We start from the raw sequence: 18,421 nt of genomic DNA on the forward strand, positions 1-18,421 counted from the left end.
GAACGGACGGCCTGCCCCTGGCATCAGTCGCCGCGATCGCCGCGGCCTCAGCCCTTCACGCACAGCACCTGGCGCAGGGTGTGCACCACTTCCACCAGGTCGCTTTGCGCCGCCATCACCGCGTCGATCGACTTGTACGCCGCCGGCGACTCGTCGATCACCGCCGCATCCTTGCGGCATTCCACGTGCGCGGTGGCTTCGCGGTGCTGCGCCAGCGTGATCTGCTGGCGCGCCGCGGTCCGGCTCATCACCCGGCCGGCGCCATGGCTGCAGCTGTGGAAGCTGTCACCGTTGCCCAGCCCGCGCACGATGAAGCTCTTCGCGCCCATGCTGCCGGGAATGATGCCGAGCTCTCCGGCGCGCGCGCTGACCGCGCCCTTGCGGGTCACCAGCAGTTCCTCGCCGGCGTGCGTCTCCTTCTGCACGTAGTTGTGGTGGCAGTTCACCGCCAGCTTCTCCAACTGGAACTTCGGCAAGCGGTGACGCATTTCCGCCAGCACCCGCGCCATCATCGCCTCGCGGTTCTCGCGTGCGTAATCCTGCGCCCACGACACCGCCTCGACGTAGTCGTCGAACAGCGGCTCGCCTTCCATGAAGAAGGCCAGATCCTTGTCCGGCAGGTGGAAGCCGAGCACACGGTGCGCCAGTTGCTCGCGCGCCTGTTCGATGAAGTAGCTGCCGATCAGGTTGCCGGTGCCGCGGGAACCGCTGTGCAGCATCACCCACACCGCGTCGCTCTCGTCCAGGCACACTTCGATGAAGTGGTTGCCGCCGCCGAGCGTGCCGATCTGGCAGTCCAGCTTGTCGGTGCGGATCCGGCGGTGCCTGGCCTTGATCGTCTCCAGGCGATCCACCAGCCCCGACTGCGCGATGCGCGTGGCGATGCTGTCGGGCAGCTTACGGTGCTCGCCGCCGCGGCCGTTGCCGACCGGCACGCTGCGCTCGATGCTGGAGCGCAGCTGCGCCAGGTTGTCGGGCAGGTCGGCCGCGCGCAGCGTGGTGCGCACCGCGGCCATGCCGCAGCCGATGTCCACGCCGACCGCCGCCGGGATGATCGCGCCGCGGGTCGGGATCACCGAGCCCACGGTCGCGCCCTTGCCCAGGTGCACGTCCGGCATCACCGCCACCCACGGCCCGACGAACGGGATCGCGGCGATGTTGCGCAACTGCTCGTGGGCCTGCGCTTCCAGCGGCACGCCGCGCACCCAGCCCTTGATCGGCGTGGCGCTGCCTTCGGCGTGCAGCAATTCGTAGTTCTGCATACTCATGTCGTCATTCCTTCGAGGCCATGCGCGGCGGTTCCGTCCGCCGCACATGGCGGTCCTACTTCATTGTCACCAGTTGCTTCAGCACGCCATCCAGGCCGCCGAACACGGTGAGCTTGTCGATCTTCTCGGTGACCTTCTCCAGCGCCTCCAGCTCCTTCAGCCGCATCAGCACCGGGTTGTCCTCGATCAGCTTGGCGGTGTTGAGCAGCGAACGCGTGGCGCTGGCCTCCTCGCGCCGGCGGATCACGTTGGCCTGCGCCGACTTCTCCGCCTGCACCACGGCGTTGAGGATGTCCTTCATCTCGCCGGGCAGGATCACGTCCTTGACCCCGACGCCCAGCACCTCGATGCCGAAGCCGGCGACCTGCTCGCGCACGTAGCCGAAGATGTCCGCATCCAGCGAGGCCTTGTCGCCAAGCAGTTCGTCCAGCGTCTTGGCCGAGACCGCGCGGCGCAGGCCGTACTGCAGCTCGCGATACAACTGGTCGCCGTACTTGGCCACCCGCGTCCGCGCGGCGACCGGGTCGGCGACGCGCATGCTCGCGGCCAGGTTGACGCGCAGGCTGACCTTGTCGCGGGTCAACAGCTCCTGCCCCGAGACCTCCACCGACTGGATGCGCAGCTCGACCACCTCGGCCACCACGTTCCTGCGGAAGTTCCAGAACGCGTAGTGGCCCGGCGTCAAGGTCTGCTGCAGGCGCCCGTCGACGAACACCAGTCCCGCCGACTCGGCCGGGACATCCAGCGCCACCGCGACGCGCGTCAGCAGGCCCAGCTGGCGCAAGCGCTGCGCGACGTCGGCCGGCAGCGCCAGGCTTTCGTCCAGCGCCAACCGCACCACCTCCACCGCGACCAGGCCGCGCCAGTACAGCCGGCGCGTGCCCGGCGGCAACACGTCCTCCAGCTTGCCCTGCTTGAACACCAGGCCGACCTCGTCGCTGCCCAGGTCGGCCAGCACGAACACCTCGTGCACGCCTGCGCCCAGGCGCGCGATCAACACGTCGAGGTCGTGGCCGGCGTATTCCGGCGCGGCGATATCGAAGGTCTTCACTTCGATGCGCCGCGCCGGGTCGAACAGCCGGTGCACGCCGGGCGCGAGCACGCGCTCGAAACGCCGGTTGCGGTACATCAGCCCGCGCTCGCTGTCGCCGATGACGATTCGCTTGGTCCAGAACATGGCACGTTCTCCTTGTGGGGGCTCTGGTGGTCCGGTCCTGTGGATGGGGTCGCCGCGCCGGACCGATGAGCGCGGGAATGCGGCGTTGCGGATGCCATCGGCAGCGCAGCGCCACGAAGAAGTGCAAGTCCGCGCACACGCCGTTGCGGCGGCCAGCGGGTGCTGTCGGTGCGGAGGCCTGTGCCTGGATCGGCCTCGCGGTGCACTGCGAGGCGATCGTCGGCGCAGGCGCGCACGTCCAGGGCGGCGCGGCGGCGGCAGCGGCGCTGCGGTGCACGCCTCGCGCAACGCCGGTGGCGATGCGCGCGACGTGTCCCGCGCGGCGCGACTTGCTGGGCTTGCGCCCGGTATTGCACATGACGTGGAAAGGTCATGGTGTCTTGGAGCGGGAGTCGAACCCGCGACTATCGGATTACTTTTTCCGATGCTCTACCAAACTGAGCTATCCAAAAGCGACGTGCCGGAGTCGAACCGGCGACACGTGGACAAGCCACTGCTCTACCTCTGAGCTAACGTCTGGTGGAAACCGCCCATCCCGGTCGCAGGCATACGCAAGCGGCAGCGCCGCGCGCACCGGACGGGAATGGCATCCCGTACCGCTAGCGGCCATTCAGTGCGGTTTCCCATTGCCGTCTCGTTGAAGACGGCAATTCCTGCGTCGATCCCGTTCCCGCCGCCCGCGTCCGGCACCTGGACGCAGCGCTTGCGCGCCTGGCGAATGAAACCTCCCTGTTTCCGGGCCTTTCCATGCCCGGGTGCCTGGGTTCGGGACCGACAAAACAACGTTTTGCGAACGCGAAAAGCAAAACGCCCCCGGCATGGTGTCCGAGGGCGTTCGCGTTCCTCGGAGATCGATGCGACCGATCTCCGTAGGGGATATCAGTCGATCAGGGGGCGTGATCCAGCCGCAGCGCCTTGCCGCGCAGCGCGCACATCGCCGCTGCGCGCGATGCGCGCTGCAGGCTGGGCAGATTGGCGGTGAAGGGGCGGAAGGTCATGGTCGTCGTTGCGGTGTGGCCGAGCGTGTCGGCTGATGGGCGCGCACATTACCCGCGTTGTTTTCGCTGCGCAAGCACTTTTTCGATTTATTTTTTGGTTCGTGTCGCGACGTCGCGATTGCTGCGCGTGTTGGTCGGCGAGCGAATGTTTCCAATTCGGGTGTTTTGGTTACTGTGGCCGCCTGCGCAAAGCCAAACATTGCCGCGAAAATTCGGCGAATTCTCGTGTGCGGTCGCCGCGCCGGCGCGCCACGCGCTGCTAGGCTCGGTCCGCGTCTTCCTGCATCGAAGACTTACGTTTCGGTAAGCGGAAGACGTTGCGACGCATTCACTTCCCCCGATTGGAGAGAACGACATGAAACTCCGCCTGCATGCGTATCTGCTCGCCCTGCTGATCGCTTTCCCTGCCGCTTCCGCGTTCGCGCAGACTGCGGTCACCGCCAATCCCAATCATCAGCAATTGCTGCAGGGATCGGATTGGCGCACCACGGCCAACAAACGTCTGGTCTACGATTTCTGGCGCATCGTGTTCGAGGCCGGGCACACCGAATACGCGCCGATGTACATGGCCAAGGACTACATCCAGCACAACCCGACCGTGGCCAACGGCCGCGATGCGTTCCTGGAGTTCCTGACCGCCTTCGTCAAGCCGCAGCCGATCCAGCCGCGGGTGCGACTGCCGCTGGTGGCGATCCTCGCCGAGGGCGACTACGTGACGCTGGTGTCGGTGCGCACGCTGCCCGATCCCAAGGACGCGACCAAGACCTACACGACGACCTGGTTCGACATGTACCGCATCCAGAACGGCAAGATCCAGGAGCACTGGGACGCGGGGACCAAGTAGCCCTGCGCGCGCGGGCCTGGCGCAGGCATCGCCGTTACCGCCGCCAAGCGGGAGACGACGGGGCTGCGTCATGGCCCGCGCGCTGCGCTCGGCATACGCAGCGGCGAGCGGAGCCGACGATGCGCAATTGGCACATGCCGGCAGCGCGTCGGAAGGCTAGACTTCGGGAGCGGCACCGTTCCACGCCCTCCCTCCCCAGCCGACACCGCCACCATGCCCTTCCTCGCCCTGCCCACGCACCGCCTGCATTACCGGATCGACGGCAGCGAAGGCCGTCCCTGGCTGACCTTCTGCAACTCGCTGGGGACCGACCTGCACATGTGGGACGCGCAGATCGAGGCGCTGGCGCCGTACTACCGCGTGCTGCGCTACGACCGCCGCGGCCACGGCGCCTCGAGCGCGGCACCGGGGCCGTACCGGGTGGAGGACCTGGGCGGCGACGTGCTGGCCTTGCTGGACGCGCTGGCGATCGAACGCACGCACTTCTGCGGACTGTCGATCGGCGGGCTGACCGGACAGTGGCTGGGCCTGCATGCCGGCGAGCGCCTGCACACGCTGGCGGTGTGCGCGACCGCGGCCAAGATCGGCAGCGAGGACAGTTGGCAGGCGCGCATCGCACAGGTGCAGGCGGAGGGACTGGCGGGCCTGCTGGACGGCACCCGCGAGCGCTGGTTCACCCCGGCCTTCGCTGCCCAGCAGCCAGCGACGGTCGAGGCGATCATGGCGACGTTTCTGAGCACCGATGTGCAGGCCTACATGGCTTGCTGCGCGGCCGTGGCCGCGGCGGATTTTCGCGGAACGCTGGGCGCGATCGACACGCCGCTGCTGGCGCTGGCCGGGCACGACGATCCGGTGTGCCCGCCGCAGGACCTGCAGGCGATCGCCGCGCAGGCGCCACGCGGCAGTTATGCCCAGGTGCACGGCCGGCACCTGTGCAATCTGGAGTCGCCGTACGCCTTCAACGACGCGTTGCTGCGCTTCCTGCTGCAGTAGCGGGGCGGTCGATGGGGGGATGCGGACACATCGCATCCGCCCGTGTTGCCTCTCGACGCGCGCTGCTTCCGGCGCGCGTCCTCAGTCGTCCAGCTTCACCACCAGCTTGCCGAAGTTGCCGCCGCCGAGCATGTCGATGAAGGCCTGCGGTGCGTTCTCCAGCCCATGCACCACGTGCTCGCGGTAGCGCACGCGGCCGTCGGCCAGCCAGGCGCCCATCTCGCGCAGGAACTCCGGGTAGAGCTTGACGAAATCGCCGACGATGAAGCCGCGCACGGTGAGCCGCTGGCGCAGCACCTGGCCCATGAAGGCGGGCAGGCGATCGGGCCCCGGCGGCAGTTCGCCCTTGTTGTTGTAGGTGGCGATGGTGCCGCACACCGGGATCCGCGCGAAGTCGTTGAGCAACGGCAGCACCGCGTCGAACACATGCCCGCCGACGTTCTCGAAGTAGACGTCGATCCCGTCGGGCGCGGCGCCGCGCAACTGCTCGGCGAAATCCGCGGCGCGATGATCCAGCGCGACGTCCACGCCCAGTTCCTCGCGCAGGTAGCGGCACTTGTCGGCACCGCCGGCGATGCCCACCACGCGCGCGCCGCGCAGCTTGGCGATCTGCGCCACCGTGGCGCCGACCGGGCCGCTGGCGGCGGCCACCGCCACGGTCTCGCCGCTCTGCGGCTTGCCGATCTCATGCAGCCCGGCGTAAGCGGTGAAGCCGGGCATGCCATAGACGCCGAGTGCGGTGCTCGGCGGCAGCGGCGACTGCGGATCGAGCTTGCGGCGCAGGCCGGCGCCCTCGGCGACCAGGTGCGTCTGCCAGCCGCCGCTCTGCACCAGCACCAGGTCGCCGGGCTTGAGATCGGCATGGTGCGATTCCAGCACTTCGGCCACGGTGCTGCCGACCATGACCTCGCCCAGTTGCACCGGCGGCGCGTACGAGGGCGCATCGCTCATGCGGCCGCGCATGTACGGATCCAGCGACAGCCAGCGATTGCGCAGCAGCACCTGGCCGGGGCCGGCGACGGGCAACGGCGCCTGTTCGAGACGGAAGTTCTGCGCGGTCGGCGCGCCCTGCGGACGCGAGGTGAGGACCACGCGGGTGGTATGGGGGGTGGAGGTCATGCGGTTTCCTTGCTGGCGGTATCCAGTTGCGCGATTTCGTCGGCGGACAGCTCCAGACGCACGGCGGCGAGCAGATCCTGCAGTTGCTCCACGCTGGTCGCGCTGGCGATGGGGGCAGCGACGCCGGGGCGCGCGATCAGCCACGCCAGGGCCACCTGGGTCGGCGTCGCCGCGTGCTTGCCGGCGAGGTCGTCGAGCGCGGCGAGGATGCGCAGGCCACGCGCGTTGAGGTAATGCGCGACCACGCTGGCGCCGCGTGCCGGGCTCTTGGCGGCATCGGCGGCGCTGCGGTACTTGCCGCTGAGGAAGCCGCGCGCCAGCGCGTAGTAGCACAGCGTGCCCAGGCCGTGTTCGCGCACCAGCGGCTCCAGGCCGTCCTCGTAGCCGCGGCGGTCGTACAGGTTGTACTCCGGCTGCAAGGTCTCGTAGCGAGGCAGGCCGTACTGCGCCGACACCTTCAATGCTTCGGCGAGGCGTGGCGCGCTGTAGTTGGAGGCGCCGATCGCGCGCACCTTGCCTTGCTCGATCAGCCGGCCGAACGCGGCCAGCGTGGCTTCCAGCGGGATCGATTCGTCGTCCTCGTGCGCCTGGTACAGATCGATCACGTCGGTCTGCAGGCGCTGCAGCGATTCCTCCACCGCCGCGGCGATATTGTCCGGCGACAGGCCCGGACGTTCGGCCCACTTGCCGACCTTGGTCGCGATCAGCACCCGCTCGCGCTTGCCGCTGCGCTTGAGCCACTGGCCGATGAGCGTCTCCGACTCGCCGCCGCGGTTGCCGGGCACCCACGACGCGTAGACGTCGGCGGTGTCGATCAGGTTGCCGCCCGCCTCGACGAAGGCATCGAGCAGGGCGAAGGAGGTGGTGGCGTCGGCGCTCCAGCCGAATACATTGCCGCCGAAGGCGAGCGGCGTCGCGTGCAGGCCGGAACGGCCGAGTTCGCGCATCTGCGGCATGACAATGCTCCGGTTCGTGAAGAGGCGACAGGATAGTCGCCCAAGGTTTCGGTATCGGGGCGATGGTGGCGAAAACAGCGTTCTGCCAGCGTGATTCGCGCTAACGCGACCGCAACATTCGGCGTGGCGTGGCGCGGCTGCGTGCTAGGCTCGCGTCACTTCTCCAGCGGACGCACGCCGATGACACTTCGAACGACGCTTGCCTGTGCTTGTACCCTGGCCATCGCCGCGGCGCTGGCGAGTCCGCCCGCGCAGGCGATCAAGCCGGCCGACAGCGCCAGCCTGCCGGCGCCGGACGCGGCGCTGCAGGCCGCGATCGACGGCAGTTGGCGCGACCGGGTCTACGTCGCGCGCGACGCCTACCGGCATCCGGGGCAGACCCTGGCGTTCTTCGGCATCACGCCGACGCAGACGGTGATCGAGATCACCCCGGGCGGTGGCTGGTATGCGGAGATCCTCGCGCCTTACTTGCGCGATCGCGGCCAGTACATCGCCGCAGTGGTGGATCCGGCGGCGGTTCCGGAAGGGCGCGGCCGCGACTACCAGCAGAAGGCGCGCGCGACGCTGGAACAGAAATTCGCCGCCGCGCCGGCGCAATACGGCAAGGCCAAGCTGGTGGCGTATTCGCCGACCGCGCCGGTGTTCGGGCCGGACGCGTCGGCCGATCTGGTGCTGACCTTCCGCAACGTGCACAACTGGCGCATGTCCGGCCAGGCCGAGGGCATGTTCAAGGGGTTCTTCCAGGTGCTCAAGCCTGGCGGCGTGCTCGGCGTGGTCGAGCACCGTGCCAAGGCCGATGTGCCGGCCGACGACAAGAGCGGCTACGTCGGCCAGGCGCAGGTGATCGCGATGGCCGAAGCGGCCGGGTTCAAGTTGGCGGGTAAGAGCGAGGTCAACGCCAATCCGCGCGACAGCAAGGACTATCCGGGCGGGGTGTGGACGCTGCCGCCGAGCAACGACCACGATGCCGCCGACGACGCCAAGTACAAGGCGATCGGCGAGAGCGACCGGATGACGCTGAAGTTCGTCAAACCCTAGCGCGCGAGGCGCGCGCGGCGGCGTGGGACAATGGCGGGCGTCGCGCATCGCGGCGCGTCGCTCCTGCCAGTCCCGATAGCCGTGCGGTGTCCATGCTGATCGCGTTCAACAAGCCGTTCAATGTGCTGTGCCAGTTCACCGACCGCAGCGAGCCGCCGCGGCGCACGCTGGCCGAGTTCGGCCTGCCGGCCGGCGTGTACGCGGCCGGCCGGCTGGACTACGACAGCGAGGGCCTGTTGCTGCTGACCGACGACGGCGCCCTGGCGCATCGCTTGACCGACCCGCGGCACAAGCAAGCCAAGACCTACTGGGTGCAGGTGGAAGGCGTGCCGCAGCCGGAACAGTTGCAGCGCCTGTGCGAGGGCGTGGTGTTGAACGATGGGCCGACCGCGCCGGCGCACGCCAGCGTGCTGGAGGCCGCGCCGGCGCTGTGGCCGCGCGATCCGCCGGTGCGCTTCCGCAAGACGGTGCCCGACGCGTGGCTGCAGATCGTGCTGCGCGAGGGGCGCAATCGGCAGGTGCGGCGCATGACCGCCGCGGTCGGCCTGCCGACCCTGCGCCTGGTGCGCGCGGCGATGGGGGCGCATCGGCTGGAGGGGCTGGCGCCGGGGGAATGGCGGGCGCTGTAGGAGCGGCTTCAGCCGCGACGGATTCCTTGGACGGATTCCTTGGTGGGGCTTGTCGCGGCTGAAGCCGCTCCTACAAAAGCAGATGGCGCGAACGAAGCACATAGACCGCGCCGTCGCGATGCGGACATGAAAACGGCCGGACGTGTAGTCCGGCCGTCAGGCAGGCTGGCGTTGGCGTCGCGTTGGGGGCGACGCTGTGGCAGGCCTTACTCCTCGGTGCCTTCCTGCGCGGCCGTGGCGCGGCGCGACACCCGGTTCGATGCGGCGCGGCGGGCGCCGGCGTTGCCGCGCTTGCCGGCCTCGATGCGCTGCGCATCGCCTTCGATCGGGCCGTTGCGATCGCGCTGGCGCTTGCGGTAGATCGCGTAGCCGAGCAGGCCGACACCGACCGCGGCCGCGGCGATGGCGATGACCGGATTGCGGCGCACCACGGTGCGCGCGACCTTGGTTCCGGACTTCACCGCGCCCAGCGCCGCGCCGGTCTTGAGCGCGCCCATCGCGGCACCGGACTGCAACCACTTGTTGGCCTGCGGCCCGATGTGGCGAAGGCTGTCGCCGGCATGGCTGGCGAGGTCCAGTGCGCGGTCGGTGATGATGGTCAGCTTGCTCATGGGCGTCCCTACTTGGCAGGATTAAGGGCTGCAGTGTTACCCGCCCGCCGTATAGACGACGTTAGCGCGCGCCCGCGGAATCGTCTGGCGGCTGAATGCGGGGCGGCTGCCGAAGGCTACGCGCACCGCACAGGTCGCCACGGCGCGCAGGACGCGGCGGTGTCGCCGGTGGCGCAGGACGAGGTCGAGGTGCTGCGCGCGTCGCGCACCTGCGCAAGCGCGCCGTGGCGGTGGCGGACCCGCCTGCGATGCAGTCGGAGACGAGCCAGCGGATCGCCTGGAAGCACCGATGCGCCGGCGTGCCGCCGTGCGACCGCGACGCCCGCGGCACGCCGGAGGACGCGGCGCCAGCGGCAGCATCGGCGTGATCGGGCCGCCGTGCCGCGGATCGCGCACGGCGCTGCCGCTCAGGTGCCGCGCGGCTTGGCGCGGTGGCTGGCGGTGGCGGTCCACGGGTCGTCCGGCCAGGGGTGGCGCGGATAGCGGCCCTTCATTTCCTTCTTCACTTCCGGGTAGGTGCTGGACCAGAAGTTGCGCAGGTCCTGGGTGACCTGCAAAGGGCGCCCCCCGGGCGAGAGCAGGTGCAGCAGCAGCGGCACGCGGCCGTCGGCGATGCGCGGGGTGTCGGCCAGGCCGAACAGTTCCTGCAGCTTCACCGCCAGCACCGGCGGCAGCGGCTGGCCGTCGTGGTCGAGCGCGTACTCGATGCGCCGCTCCATTCCCGAAGGCACCGTGATCCGGGTCGGCGCGTGCCGGTCCAGCGCCTGCCGCTGCTCCCATGGCAGCCGGGCCTTCAACGCCTCGCCGAGTTCGTCCTCGCCCAGCGCATCGAGCCGGGTCTTGCCGGCGAAGGCCGGGCGCAGCCAGTCGTCGAGGCTGTCCAGCAAGGCCGCGTCGCCCAGATCGGACAGGCCCAGGTCGGGCATCCACGCGCGCAGTCCGGCCACGCGCGCACGCCATTGGCGCAGCGCCTCGGTCCACGGCAGCGCGGCCAGGCCGAGCTCGCGCACCGCCTCGGTCAGCGCCGCCGCCGCATGCGCCGGATCGACGCGGCCGGCGGGTCTGCTGTCGAGCACGATGCGGTCGAAACGCGATTCGCGCAGCGCGCTCAGCGCGCGCCGTTCGGCGTCCCAGCGCACCACGTCCTGCTGCACGAAGCGCTGCGGGAAGTCGGCGCGCAGCCGCGCCTCGTCCACCGGCGCCGCGCGCAGCAGCAGGGCGTCCTTGGCTTCGTGGCGCAGCTCGGTGGCGACCAGCCACGGTTCGCCGCGCAGGTCGCTGTGGTCGAACAGGCGCGCGCTGCGCCCGTTGGCCAGCAGATAGCGCAACGGATCGGCCGGATGGCGCGCGGCGATGCGGTCGGGGAAGGCGTGCGCGAGCAAGTCGCCGAGTGCGTGCGCTTCCACGCTGTCCGGCGGCGCGGCCTCGCTGCGCAGGCGCCGCCGCCATTGCTTGGCCGCCGCATCGATCGCCGCCAGGCCGCCGCGGTTGGCGTCGTGCGGGACGCGGCCACGGCGGAAGGCGGCCAGTGCGCGCCAGCGCGCGGCCAGGGCGTCGCCGCCCTGGCGCAGCGGATCGCGCGCCTCGACCAGCGCGGCCAGGTCGCAGGCCAGCGCCAGCGCGCGCGCATCCGGCGCCGCCAGCAGCATCGCCGCCAGGCGTGGATGCGTGCCCAGTGCGAGCATGCGTCGGCCGGTCGCGGTGATGGCGTGGTTGTCGCTCAGGGCGCCCAGCCGCTGCAGCAGTTCGCGCGCGGCGGCCAGCGCGCCGGCCGGCGGCGGATCGACGAAGCGCAGCGCGTCGTTGCCCCAGGCCGCCAGTTCCAGCGCCAGCCCGGCCAGCTCCACCTGCAGGATCTCGGCGCGGCGCTGCGGCTCCAGGCGCTGCGACTGCGGCCACAGGCGGTAGGCCCAGCCGGAGGCGACGCGGCCGGCGCGGCCGGCGCGCTGGTCGGCCGAGGCCTGGGCGATGGCGGTCACGTCCAGCCGCGAGAAGCCGCTGTTGGGGTCGTAATGCGGCTCGCGCGCCAGGCCGGCGTCGATCACCACGCGCACCCCCGGCAGGGTGACCGAGGACTCGGCCACGTTGGTCGCCAGCACCACGCGCCGCCGCTCCTGCGGATCGGGCTGCAGCACCGTGGTCTGCTGTTCGACTGGCAGTTCGCCATGCAACGGCAGCACGTCGATGCCGCCACTCCCTTCTCCCCCCGGGAGAAGGTGGCGCGCAGCGCCGGATGAGGGTACGGCGGAGGCGGTGCCCAACGTGGCAACGTCTGCATCCGCGCCATGCGCGAAATCCGCCACCACCGCGGACTGCGCCAGCGCCGCCTGCACCCGCGCGATCTCGCGCTGGCCGGGCAGGAACACCAGCACGTCGCCCGGATGCTGCTGCAGCGCGTGCTCGACCGCGCGCCGCGTCTGCGCTTCCAGCGCTTCCTCGCGCCGCGCCGGGAAGTGCGCGATCTCCACCGGGAAGCTGCGGCCGGCGCTGGACAGCCGCGGCGCGTCGAGGAACTGCGCCAGCCGCTCGCCGTCCAGCGTCGCCGACATCACCACGATGCGCAGGTCCTCGCGCACCTGCGCCTGTACGTCCAGCGCTAGCGCCAGGCCCAGGTCGGCGGCCAGGTGGCGTTCGTGGAATTCGTCGAACAGGAGCGCGCCGACGCCATCGAGCATCGGGTCGTCCTGCAGCATGCGGGTCAGGATGCCCTCGGTGACCACCTCGATGCGGGTGCGCGCGGAGACCTTGTTCTCGAAGCGGATGCGGTAGCCCACGGTCTCGCCCGGCGCCTCGCCGCGCTGCCGCGCCATGAACGTGGCGGCGCTGCGCGCGGCGACCCGGCGCGGCTCCAGCATCACGATGCGGCGGCCCTGCAGCCATGGCGCATCCAGCAGCGCCGGCGGCACCTGGGTGGTCTTGCCGGCGCCGGGCGGCGCTTCCAGCACCAGGCGCGGATGGTCGGCGAGGCTGGCGCGGATCTGCGGCAGCAGCGGGTCGATCGGAAAAGCGGCGTGCGTCATGCGCGGCAAGGATACGTGGAATGCGCCGCGGCGGCCCGGCGAACGCGCGCCGCCGCGCTTGACGCGCCGTCAACCGGCGCCACCAGTGGTTGACGCATTGGCGCTTCAGCACGCCGGCGGCGATCGCCAGACTGCGGCGCATCCGGCGGCCTGCGCGCCGCCGGCGACCACCACCCACTCAAGGCGCCACCATGATCAGCATTCCCATTTCCGAAACCTCCCATGCCATCGTGCGCACGCTGTCCAAGTGGCTGTGCGTGGCCGCCTTCATCGTCGTGGCCGGGTCCTTCGGCCTGTCCGGCATCGCCGGCTACCGCCAGGCCAGCGCGATCCTGAAGGACTACAGCGTGGTCGAGGCGCCGGTGCACCTGGACTCCATCGAGGAGCACAGCGGCCGCAAGGGACGGGTGTCGCATACCTACCACTTCCGCTACACGTTCGAGGCCGGCGGCAAACAGTACGCCGGCACCTTCGAGACCTCCGAGGACAACGCGCAGCCGTACGCGGACTACGGCGCCAGCGTGCCCGTGGCCTACGCCAATGCCGACCCCTCCCGGTTCGAGCGCCTGCAGAAGCTGGAAGGCAACAGCCGCCTGGGCCCGATACTGCGGCGCCTGCTCGTGGCGCTGGCCTTGCTCGGCGTGTTGAGTTTCGTCGTGCACCTGCTGATCACCCGCCGCCTGTTCGTCGCCCAGCCGCTGCCCGCGGCGCCGGCGGCCTGAGCCGCGACCGGGACGCCCGCGCATGCAGCCGATTGACAGTTTCGACCTGGCCGGTAGGGTGGCCTGCCGCCCGCTGATCCGACCCCACCGCATGCCCGTTTCGGCGTTTCCCGACCTGCTGACCCGCCACATGCGCCGCATCCGCGCCAGCGCCGCGGGCGTGGCCAGCGAGATCGGCATCAGCCGCGAGGCGGTCAACAACTGGCGGCACGGCTATTCGCTGCCCAACCGCAAGCACCGCGACAAGGTGCTTGCGTGCGCGAACTACCTGCGGTTGACCGAGGCCGAAGCCAATGCGCTGCTGGCGGCGGCCGGGTTCGAGCCGGAGTATCCGGGCGAAGCGCAGGCCGCGGACGCGGCGGAGGCGGTTCCGGCCGCCGCCGCCACGTCGCCGGCGGTGGCCGAAGCCATCGACGGCCTGTTCGCGCGCCTGCAGCGGCAACGCCCCTACCCGGTGCTGCTGTTGCTCACCCAGGCGCACTGGGGGCAGCCGCCGGAACGCGCGGCGATCCTGGCCCAGGCGCAGGCGCGCTATGGCCGCGAGCGGGTGCTGCATCTGCAACCGCCATTCAGTGCCGGGGAGGACGCCGACGCCTACTTCGCGGCGCTGGGCCGGCAATGCGGGATGGAGGCGGTGGCGTCGGACTACGACTTCGAGAACGCGCTGGCCGGCCTGTTGCGGACCCCCGCGCCGTTGTTCTGTCTGGTCAGCCGCTTCGAACAGGGCACGCCGGCACAGCGCAACCTGCTGGCCGGGATCCTGCGCAGCCTCAGCGAAATGCACAGCGGCCAGTTGCACCTGCTGCTGTGCGGCGGCGCCGCGCTGGCCGACCTCAAGTACCAGGGCGGCGACCTGTCGCTGCTCAATATCGCGGCCACGGAGAGCTGGCCGGAACTGCAGGTCGCCGACCTGCAGCGCCTGGCCGGCGAGTACGCGCCGAGCGCGCCACTGGCCGCGCGCGCGCTGCGCCTGTCCGGCGGCCATCCGCCGCTGGCGCGGGCGGCGATCGCGCTGCTGGCGCAGCACGATTTCGCGGATGCGGCGGTGATCGAGCACCTGGCCGGCCATGCGCCGCTGTGGCAGGCGCTGCTGCCGCTGCTGCAAGACCCGGCGCAGCGCGCGATCGTGCAGGACTGGCTGGCGCAGCCGCGGCTGGCGCCGGCGCGCCCGTACCTGCTCGATCCGCTGTTGCGCCAGTTGTACTGGAGCAACCTACTGGTGGCGCGCCGGCATTCCGACGGCAACTGGCTGGAATGGCGCTGCGAGGCGATTCGCCGCGCGGCTGCGCTGATCGTCGAGCAGCTCGACGGCGGTGCCGCGTGAGCCGGGTCGCCGCACGCACGCATTGGCGCTGGCTGCGGCCGCTGTCGATCGCGTTGGCGACCTGGTTCGTGGCCAGCCTGCTGTTCGCGCCCTGGCTCAACCCCTGGGCGATCTGGCGCGCGCAGCGCGATGGCCAGACCCTGATGCTGGCGCAGCGCAGCCGCATCGATATGCAGTTGATCCGGGACGAGGCGCTGTCGCACTGGTTGATCCATCGGCAATGGCCCACGGCGCCGGCCTTGCCGGGCGTGCACGATCCGGCGCAGGCGGTGGTGGCGGTCGATGTGCCGGCCGAGTTCGAGTTGCGCTTTCGCTACACCGATCTGTTCCCCCAGCACTCCGGACTGCGCGGGCGCGCGCTGGTGTACCGGCTGGATCCGGCCACGCAGGCGTGGCATTGCCGCCCCGGCGTCCCGGCGCCGTCCTCGGCGCTGGCGCCGCCCGAGTGTCGCAGCGCGGTGCCGTGGACCCTCGTGGAGTGGCTGGCGCTGCTGCTCGCCCTGGCGATCGCGGCGCTGCTGGCGCTGGCGACGCTCTGGGTGCGGCTGCGTCCGGCGGTGCTGGAGATCGCGCGCATGCCGCGGCGCGTGTTCCGCCATCCGGTGTCCGCGTTGCCACAGTTGCATCGGCAACTGGGCTGGCTGCGCATGCGCGACGCCGTGCTGCGAGCGGCCGGCATTCCGGGCACGCGCTGGCGCCAGGCGCTGGCCTATGCCGGCGTCGGCGCCGACGCCCGCGCGGCGCTGCTCGCCGCACGGGTGGAGGCGGTCGCCAGCGACGCGCCCGCGTGGACGTTGCCCGGGCGGATGCGGCGGTGGACGCTGCCGCAGACCCTGCCGATCCCGCTGGAGCATCTGTGGCTGTACCGGCCCGACCCGACCCTGTCCGCGGCGGCGGTCGTGCAGCAGCTGCGCGCGCTGCCCAGCGGCCAGGACGTGGTGCTGGTGCTCAGCCCGGACGCGGCGTCGGATGCCGCCCTGCTGGCCTTCGCCAACGATCCGGACAATCTGTGCGCCTGCCTGGACCAGCCTGGCCAGAGCGAGTGGCTGCTGCGTCCCAGCGCCGCGCAGGTGCTGGTCGCGCTGCTGGCCCGGCAGCTGCAGCCCAGCCGCCTGTCGCCCTACCAGACCCACGGCGGCATCACCCGCCCGGCCGCGTTCTTCGGCCGCCAGGCGCTGCTGGCGCGCGTGCTCAACCGCACGCCCGGCAACTACCTGCTGGTCGGTGGCCGGCAACTGGGCAAGACCAGCCTGATGAAGGCGCTGGAGCGGCGCTTCGCCGACCATCCGCACGTGCACTGCCGCTACGTGTCCCTGCGCGACCATCGGCTCTCGGCACGGCTGGCGAGCGAAGCGCGGATGCCGGCCGACAGCAGCCTGCCGGCGCTGATCGAGGCGCTGACGCAACGCGCCGGCGGACGCCGCCTGCTGCTGCTGGTGGACGAGACCGACCTGTTCCTGCGCGAGGAAGCGGCCAGCGGCTACCTGCAACTGAGCGCCTTGCGCGCGCTGAGCGAAGAAGGCCGCTGCCATTTCATGCTCGCCGGGTTCTGGGACCTGTACGAAGCCGCCCTGCTCGACTACGCCTCGCCGATCCGCAACTTCGGCGAGGTCATCCAGTTGGCCGGGCTGGAGCGCGACGCCTGCGTGGCGCTGGCGACCGAACCGCTGGCGCGGCTGGGCCTGCACTATCACGATGCGGGCCTGCCCGAGAGGCTGGCCACGGCCTGCGGGCACCGCGCCAACCTGGTCGCCATCGCCTGCCAGCAGATGCTCGAGCATCTGCCGCGCGCGCAGCGCCTGATCGACGACGCGGCGGTGCAGGCGGCGATGCGCTCGGACGCGATGTTCGACGCGCTGGCCGGCTGGGCGCGGCTGAGCCCGGATCCGGTGGCGTGCCGCATCGACCGGATCCTGGTCTACCGCGTGGCCCAGGCGCAGCATGCCGGATCCGCGGCGCAGGCGGACGCGACGGTGGAGCGGATCCTGGCCGACTGCGACACGGCCGGCGTGGCCATGGATGCCGAGGCGCTGCGCCGCGCGCTGGCCCGCCTGCAGCTGGCGCATGTGCTATGCCGCGCCGAGGACGGCGCGCACTACCGCTTCGCGGTGCCGCTGTTCGCCGCGCAGTTCCGGCCTGGCGAAGTGGATGCACTGCTGGCGCGCGAACTGCGCTCGCTACGCGCGGAGATGCCGCAGCCCTCGTGAGCGCCGCGCGCGCCGCGCGGTCGGGCGTGCGCGGCGAGCGGCTACAATCGCGGTTTTCCCATAGCCGCCCGCCCCCATGCAGTTGATCGACATCGGCGCCAACCTCACTCACGATTCCTTCGATCGGGACCGCGACGCGGTGCTGCAGCGCGCGCGCGCCGCCGGCGTGACGCAGATGGTGGTCACCGGCGCCAGCCGCGAACATTCGCCGCTGGCGCTGCACCTGGCGCAGCAGCATCCCGGCTTCCTGTACGCCACCGCCGGCGTGCATCCGCACCATGCCGCCGAATACACCGCCGAATGCGACGCGGAGATGCGCGCGCTGCACGCGCACCCGCAGGTGGTGGCGGTGGGCGAGTGCGGGCTGGATTATTTCCGCGATTTTGCGCCGCGCCCGGCGCAGCACCGCGCGTTCGAGCGCCAGTTGCAATTGGCCGTGGAGACCGGCAAGCCGCTGTTCCTGCACCAGCGCGACGCGCACGCGGATTTCCTGGCGCTGATGCGCCAGTTCGACGGCAAGCTCGGCCCGGTGGTGGTGCATTGCTTCACCGGCAGCCGCGAGGAACTGTTCGACTGCCTGGACCGCGACTGGCACATCGGCATCACCGGCTGGCTGTGCGACGAGCGCCGCGGCGCGCACCTGCGCGAGCTGGTGAAACACATCCCCGCCAATCGGCTGATGATCGAGACCGATGCGCCGTACCTGCTGCCGCGCACGCTCGCGCCGCTGCCCAAGGACCGCCGCAACGAGCCGGCGTTCCTGGCGCACATCGTCGAGGAACTGGCGCGCGACCGCGGCGAGGAAGTCGCGGCGACCGCGGCGGCGAGCACCGCCACCGCGCGCGCCTTCTTCGGCTTGCCCGCCGCCGCTTGAGGCGCGGCGGCGGCTCGGCTCATCCGACCTCGCTGTCCTCGCGCTTGGCCTCGGCCATCGCCTCCGGTTCCAGCTCCTCGGCGCTGCGGTTGAGCTTGACGAACACGCCCCAGGCGATCAGCAGCAAGGCCGCGCACAGCCCGACCGCGGTGGCGTAGGGCAGCTTGGCCGGGTCGTCGTGCATCAGTTCGAAGATCGACACCAGCGTCTCGATCGCCAGCGCGATGACGATGACCACGAAGAAGCGCGACAGGTAGCGGCGCACGCGGGTGGGGCCGCTGACCTTGACGTCGCGCTGGACCTCTTCCTCGAAGATGGTCTGGCCCAGTTCCAGCGTCACCAGCGCCACGGTCAGCAGGCCGATCGCCTCCAGCACCACGTTGAAGCGGTCGCGGATGACGAGGTCGCCGCCGGGGGTGAGGCCGTGCCACAGCTCCAGCACCGCCATCGCCACCAGGCCGGCGGCGCACAGCAGGAACAGCAGGATGATCAGGAAGTGGCCGCCACGGAAGATCTTTTCCATGTGCTGCAGGCGCCGTCGGCGGTGATGAGGTGGCCGAGCATAGGCGCGACGGGCGTCAGCGGCGCGCGAAGACGCCGCGGCGCGAGTACGCCGCGCGCGGACCGGTGCCGGACGGGAG

15 protein-coding genes and 1 tRNA gene are annotated in these 18,421 nt (G+C 71.0%); 8 read left to right on the plus strand and 8 right to left on the minus strand.

What is annotated here, in order from left to right; translation table 11 throughout:
* Positions 1-47: 47 nt before the first annotated feature.
* The 3 genes from AB3X07_RS01755 to AB3X07_RS01765 form a co-directional block, all read right to left on the minus strand.
* The gene (locus AB3X07_RS01755; protein WP_369942205.1) at positions 48-1,268 is read right to left on the minus strand and encodes an RtcB family protein; all 1,221 of its coding nucleotides are present in this window, start codon (positions 1,266-1,268) and stop codon (positions 48-50) included.
* 55 nt (positions 1,269-1,323) lie between these two features.
* On the minus strand, positions 1,324-2,445 hold the full coding sequence (locus AB3X07_RS01760; RefSeq protein WP_369942206.1) for a slipin family protein: 1,122 nt from the start codon (positions 2,443-2,445) through the stop codon (positions 1,324-1,326).
* Between the two features lie 377 nt (positions 2,446-2,822).
* Positions 2,823-2,897, minus strand: a tRNA-Thr gene (locus tag AB3X07_RS01765).
* Between the two features lie 901 nt (positions 2,898-3,798).
* On the opposite strand from AB3X07_RS01765, the gene AB3X07_RS01770 reads away from it, so the two are divergent.
* Both AB3X07_RS01770 and pcaD read left to right on the plus strand, forming a co-directional pair.
* Positions 3,799-4,287: a nuclear transport factor 2 family protein gene (locus AB3X07_RS01770; protein WP_369942207.1), complete on the plus strand. Its 489-nt coding sequence runs from the start codon at positions 3,799-3,801 to the stop codon at positions 4,285-4,287.
* A 213-nt stretch (positions 4,288-4,500) separates the two neighbouring features.
* Positions 4,501-5,280: a 3-oxoadipate enol-lactonase gene (gene pcaD / locus AB3X07_RS01775; RefSeq protein ID WP_369942208.1), complete on the plus strand. Its 780-nt coding sequence runs from the start codon at positions 4,501-4,503 to the stop codon at positions 5,278-5,280.
* An 81-nt stretch (positions 5,281-5,361) separates the two neighbouring features.
* On the opposite strand, the gene AB3X07_RS01780 is transcribed toward pcaD, so the two are convergent.
* The gene (locus AB3X07_RS01780; RefSeq protein ID WP_369942209.1) at positions 5,362-6,399 is read right to left on the minus strand and encodes an NADP-dependent oxidoreductase; all 1,038 of its coding nucleotides are present in this window, start codon (positions 6,397-6,399) and stop codon (positions 5,362-5,364) included.
* Complete coding sequence (locus AB3X07_RS01785; protein WP_369942210.1) at positions 6,396-7,355, minus strand: aldo/keto reductase; 960 nt, start codon at positions 7,353-7,355, stop codon at positions 6,396-6,398. The genes AB3X07_RS01780 and AB3X07_RS01785 overlap by 4 nt, the downstream gene beginning before the upstream one ends.
* A gap of 180 nt (positions 7,356-7,535) precedes the next feature.
* On the opposite strand from AB3X07_RS01785, the gene AB3X07_RS01790 reads away from it, so the two are divergent.
* A complete protein-coding gene (locus AB3X07_RS01790) occupies positions 7,536-8,393 on the plus strand; it encodes a class I SAM-dependent methyltransferase (RefSeq protein WP_369942211.1) in 858 nt (285 codons plus the stop codon).
* A gap of 92 nt (positions 8,394-8,485) precedes the next feature.
* Positions 8,486-9,022, plus strand: coding sequence for a pseudouridine synthase (locus AB3X07_RS01795; RefSeq protein WP_369944622.1), 537 nt, complete (start codon positions 8,486-8,488; stop codon positions 9,020-9,022).
* A gap of 206 nt (positions 9,023-9,228) precedes the next feature.
* On the opposite strand, the gene AB3X07_RS01800 is transcribed toward AB3X07_RS01795, so the two are convergent.
* Both AB3X07_RS01800 and hrpB read right to left on the minus strand, forming a co-directional pair.
* Positions 9,229-9,633, minus strand: coding sequence for a hypothetical protein (locus AB3X07_RS01800; RefSeq protein WP_369942212.1), 405 nt, complete (start codon positions 9,631-9,633; stop codon positions 9,229-9,231).
* A 407-nt stretch (positions 9,634-10,040) separates the two neighbouring features.
* Positions 10,041-12,653 (minus strand): ATP-dependent helicase HrpB, encoded by a 2,613-nt coding sequence (hrpB, locus tag AB3X07_RS01805; protein WP_369942213.1) that lies wholly within the window; start codon positions 12,651-12,653, stop codon positions 10,041-10,043.
* A 191-nt stretch (positions 12,654-12,844) separates the two neighbouring features.
* Here hrpB and AB3X07_RS01810 point away from each other — a divergent pair, with 191 nt between their 5' ends.
* The 4 genes from AB3X07_RS01810 (at position 12,845) to AB3X07_RS01825 (ending at position 17,780) form a co-directional block, all read left to right on the plus strand.
* Positions 12,845-13,375, plus strand: coding sequence for a DUF3592 domain-containing protein (locus AB3X07_RS01810; RefSeq protein ID WP_369942215.1), 531 nt, complete (start codon positions 12,845-12,847; stop codon positions 13,373-13,375).
* 22 nt (positions 13,376-13,397) lie between these two features.
* Positions 13,398-14,699, plus strand: a complete 1,302-nt coding sequence (locus AB3X07_RS01815; protein WP_369942217.1) for a hypothetical protein — start codon at positions 13,398-13,400, stop codon at positions 14,697-14,699.
* Positions 14,696-16,906, plus strand: coding sequence for a hypothetical protein (locus AB3X07_RS01820; RefSeq protein ID WP_369942219.1), 2,211 nt, complete (start codon positions 14,696-14,698; stop codon positions 16,904-16,906). Before AB3X07_RS01815 ends, AB3X07_RS01820 begins: the two co-directional genes overlap by 4 nt.
* A gap of 76 nt (positions 16,907-16,982) precedes the next feature.
* Positions 16,983-17,780 (plus strand): TatD family hydrolase, encoded by a 798-nt coding sequence (locus AB3X07_RS01825; protein WP_369942220.1) that lies wholly within the window; start codon positions 16,983-16,985, stop codon positions 17,778-17,780.
* Between the two features lie 19 nt (positions 17,781-17,799).
* On the opposite strand, the gene AB3X07_RS01830 is transcribed toward AB3X07_RS01825, so the two are convergent.
* A complete protein-coding gene (locus AB3X07_RS01830; protein ID WP_369942222.1) occupies positions 17,800-18,303 on the minus strand; it encodes a hypothetical protein in 504 nt (167 codons plus the stop codon).
* Positions 18,304-18,421: the final 118 nt, after the last annotated feature.

The organism is Xanthomonas sp. DAR 35659, from assembly GCF_041242975.1.
GTDB classification, from domain to species: Bacteria; Pseudomonadota; Gammaproteobacteria; order Xanthomonadales; family Xanthomonadaceae; genus Xanthomonas_A; species Xanthomonas_A medicagonis.

Coding starts and splice junctions, on each gene's coding strand:
- AB3X07_RS01755 (WP_369942205.1), bottom strand. CDS start 1,268: ATGAGTATGCAGAACTACGAATTGCTGCACGCCGAAGGCAGCGCCACG.
- AB3X07_RS01760 (WP_369942206.1), bottom strand. CDS start 2,445: ATGTTCTGGACCAAGCGAATCGTCATCGGCGACAGCGAGCGCGGGCTG.
- AB3X07_RS01770 (WP_369942207.1), top strand. CDS start 3,799: ATGAAACTCCGCCTGCATGCGTATCTGCTCGCCCTGCTGATCGCTTTC.
- pcaD (WP_369942208.1), top strand. CDS start 4,501: ATGCCCTTCCTCGCCCTGCCCACGCACCGCCTGCATTACCGGATCGAC.
- AB3X07_RS01780 (WP_369942209.1), bottom strand. CDS start 6,399: ATGACCTCCACCCCCCATACCACCCGCGTGGTCCTCACCTCGCGTCCG.
- AB3X07_RS01785 (WP_369942210.1), bottom strand. CDS start 7,355: ATGCCGCAGATGCGCGAACTCGGCCGTTCCGGCCTGCACGCGACGCCG.
- AB3X07_RS01790 (WP_369942211.1), top strand. CDS start 7,536: ATGACACTTCGAACGACGCTTGCCTGTGCTTGTACCCTGGCCATCGCC.
- AB3X07_RS01795 (WP_369944622.1), top strand. CDS start 8,486: ATGCTGATCGCGTTCAACAAGCCGTTCAATGTGCTGTGCCAGTTCACC.
- AB3X07_RS01800 (WP_369942212.1), bottom strand. CDS start 9,633: ATGAGCAAGCTGACCATCATCACCGACCGCGCACTGGACCTCGCCAGC.
- hrpB (WP_369942213.1), bottom strand. CDS start 12,653: ATGACGCACGCCGCTTTTCCGATCGACCCGCTGCTGCCGCAGATCCGC.
- AB3X07_RS01810 (WP_369942215.1), top strand. CDS start 12,845: ATGATCAGCATTCCCATTTCCGAAACCTCCCATGCCATCGTGCGCACG.
- AB3X07_RS01815 (WP_369942217.1), top strand. CDS start 13,398: ATGCAGCCGATTGACAGTTTCGACCTGGCCGGTAGGGTGGCCTGCCGC.
- AB3X07_RS01825 (WP_369942220.1), top strand. CDS start 16,983: ATGCAGTTGATCGACATCGGCGCCAACCTCACTCACGATTCCTTCGAT.
- AB3X07_RS01830 (WP_369942222.1), bottom strand. CDS start 18,303: ATGGAAAAGATCTTCCGTGGCGGCCACTTCCTGATCATCCTGCTGTTC.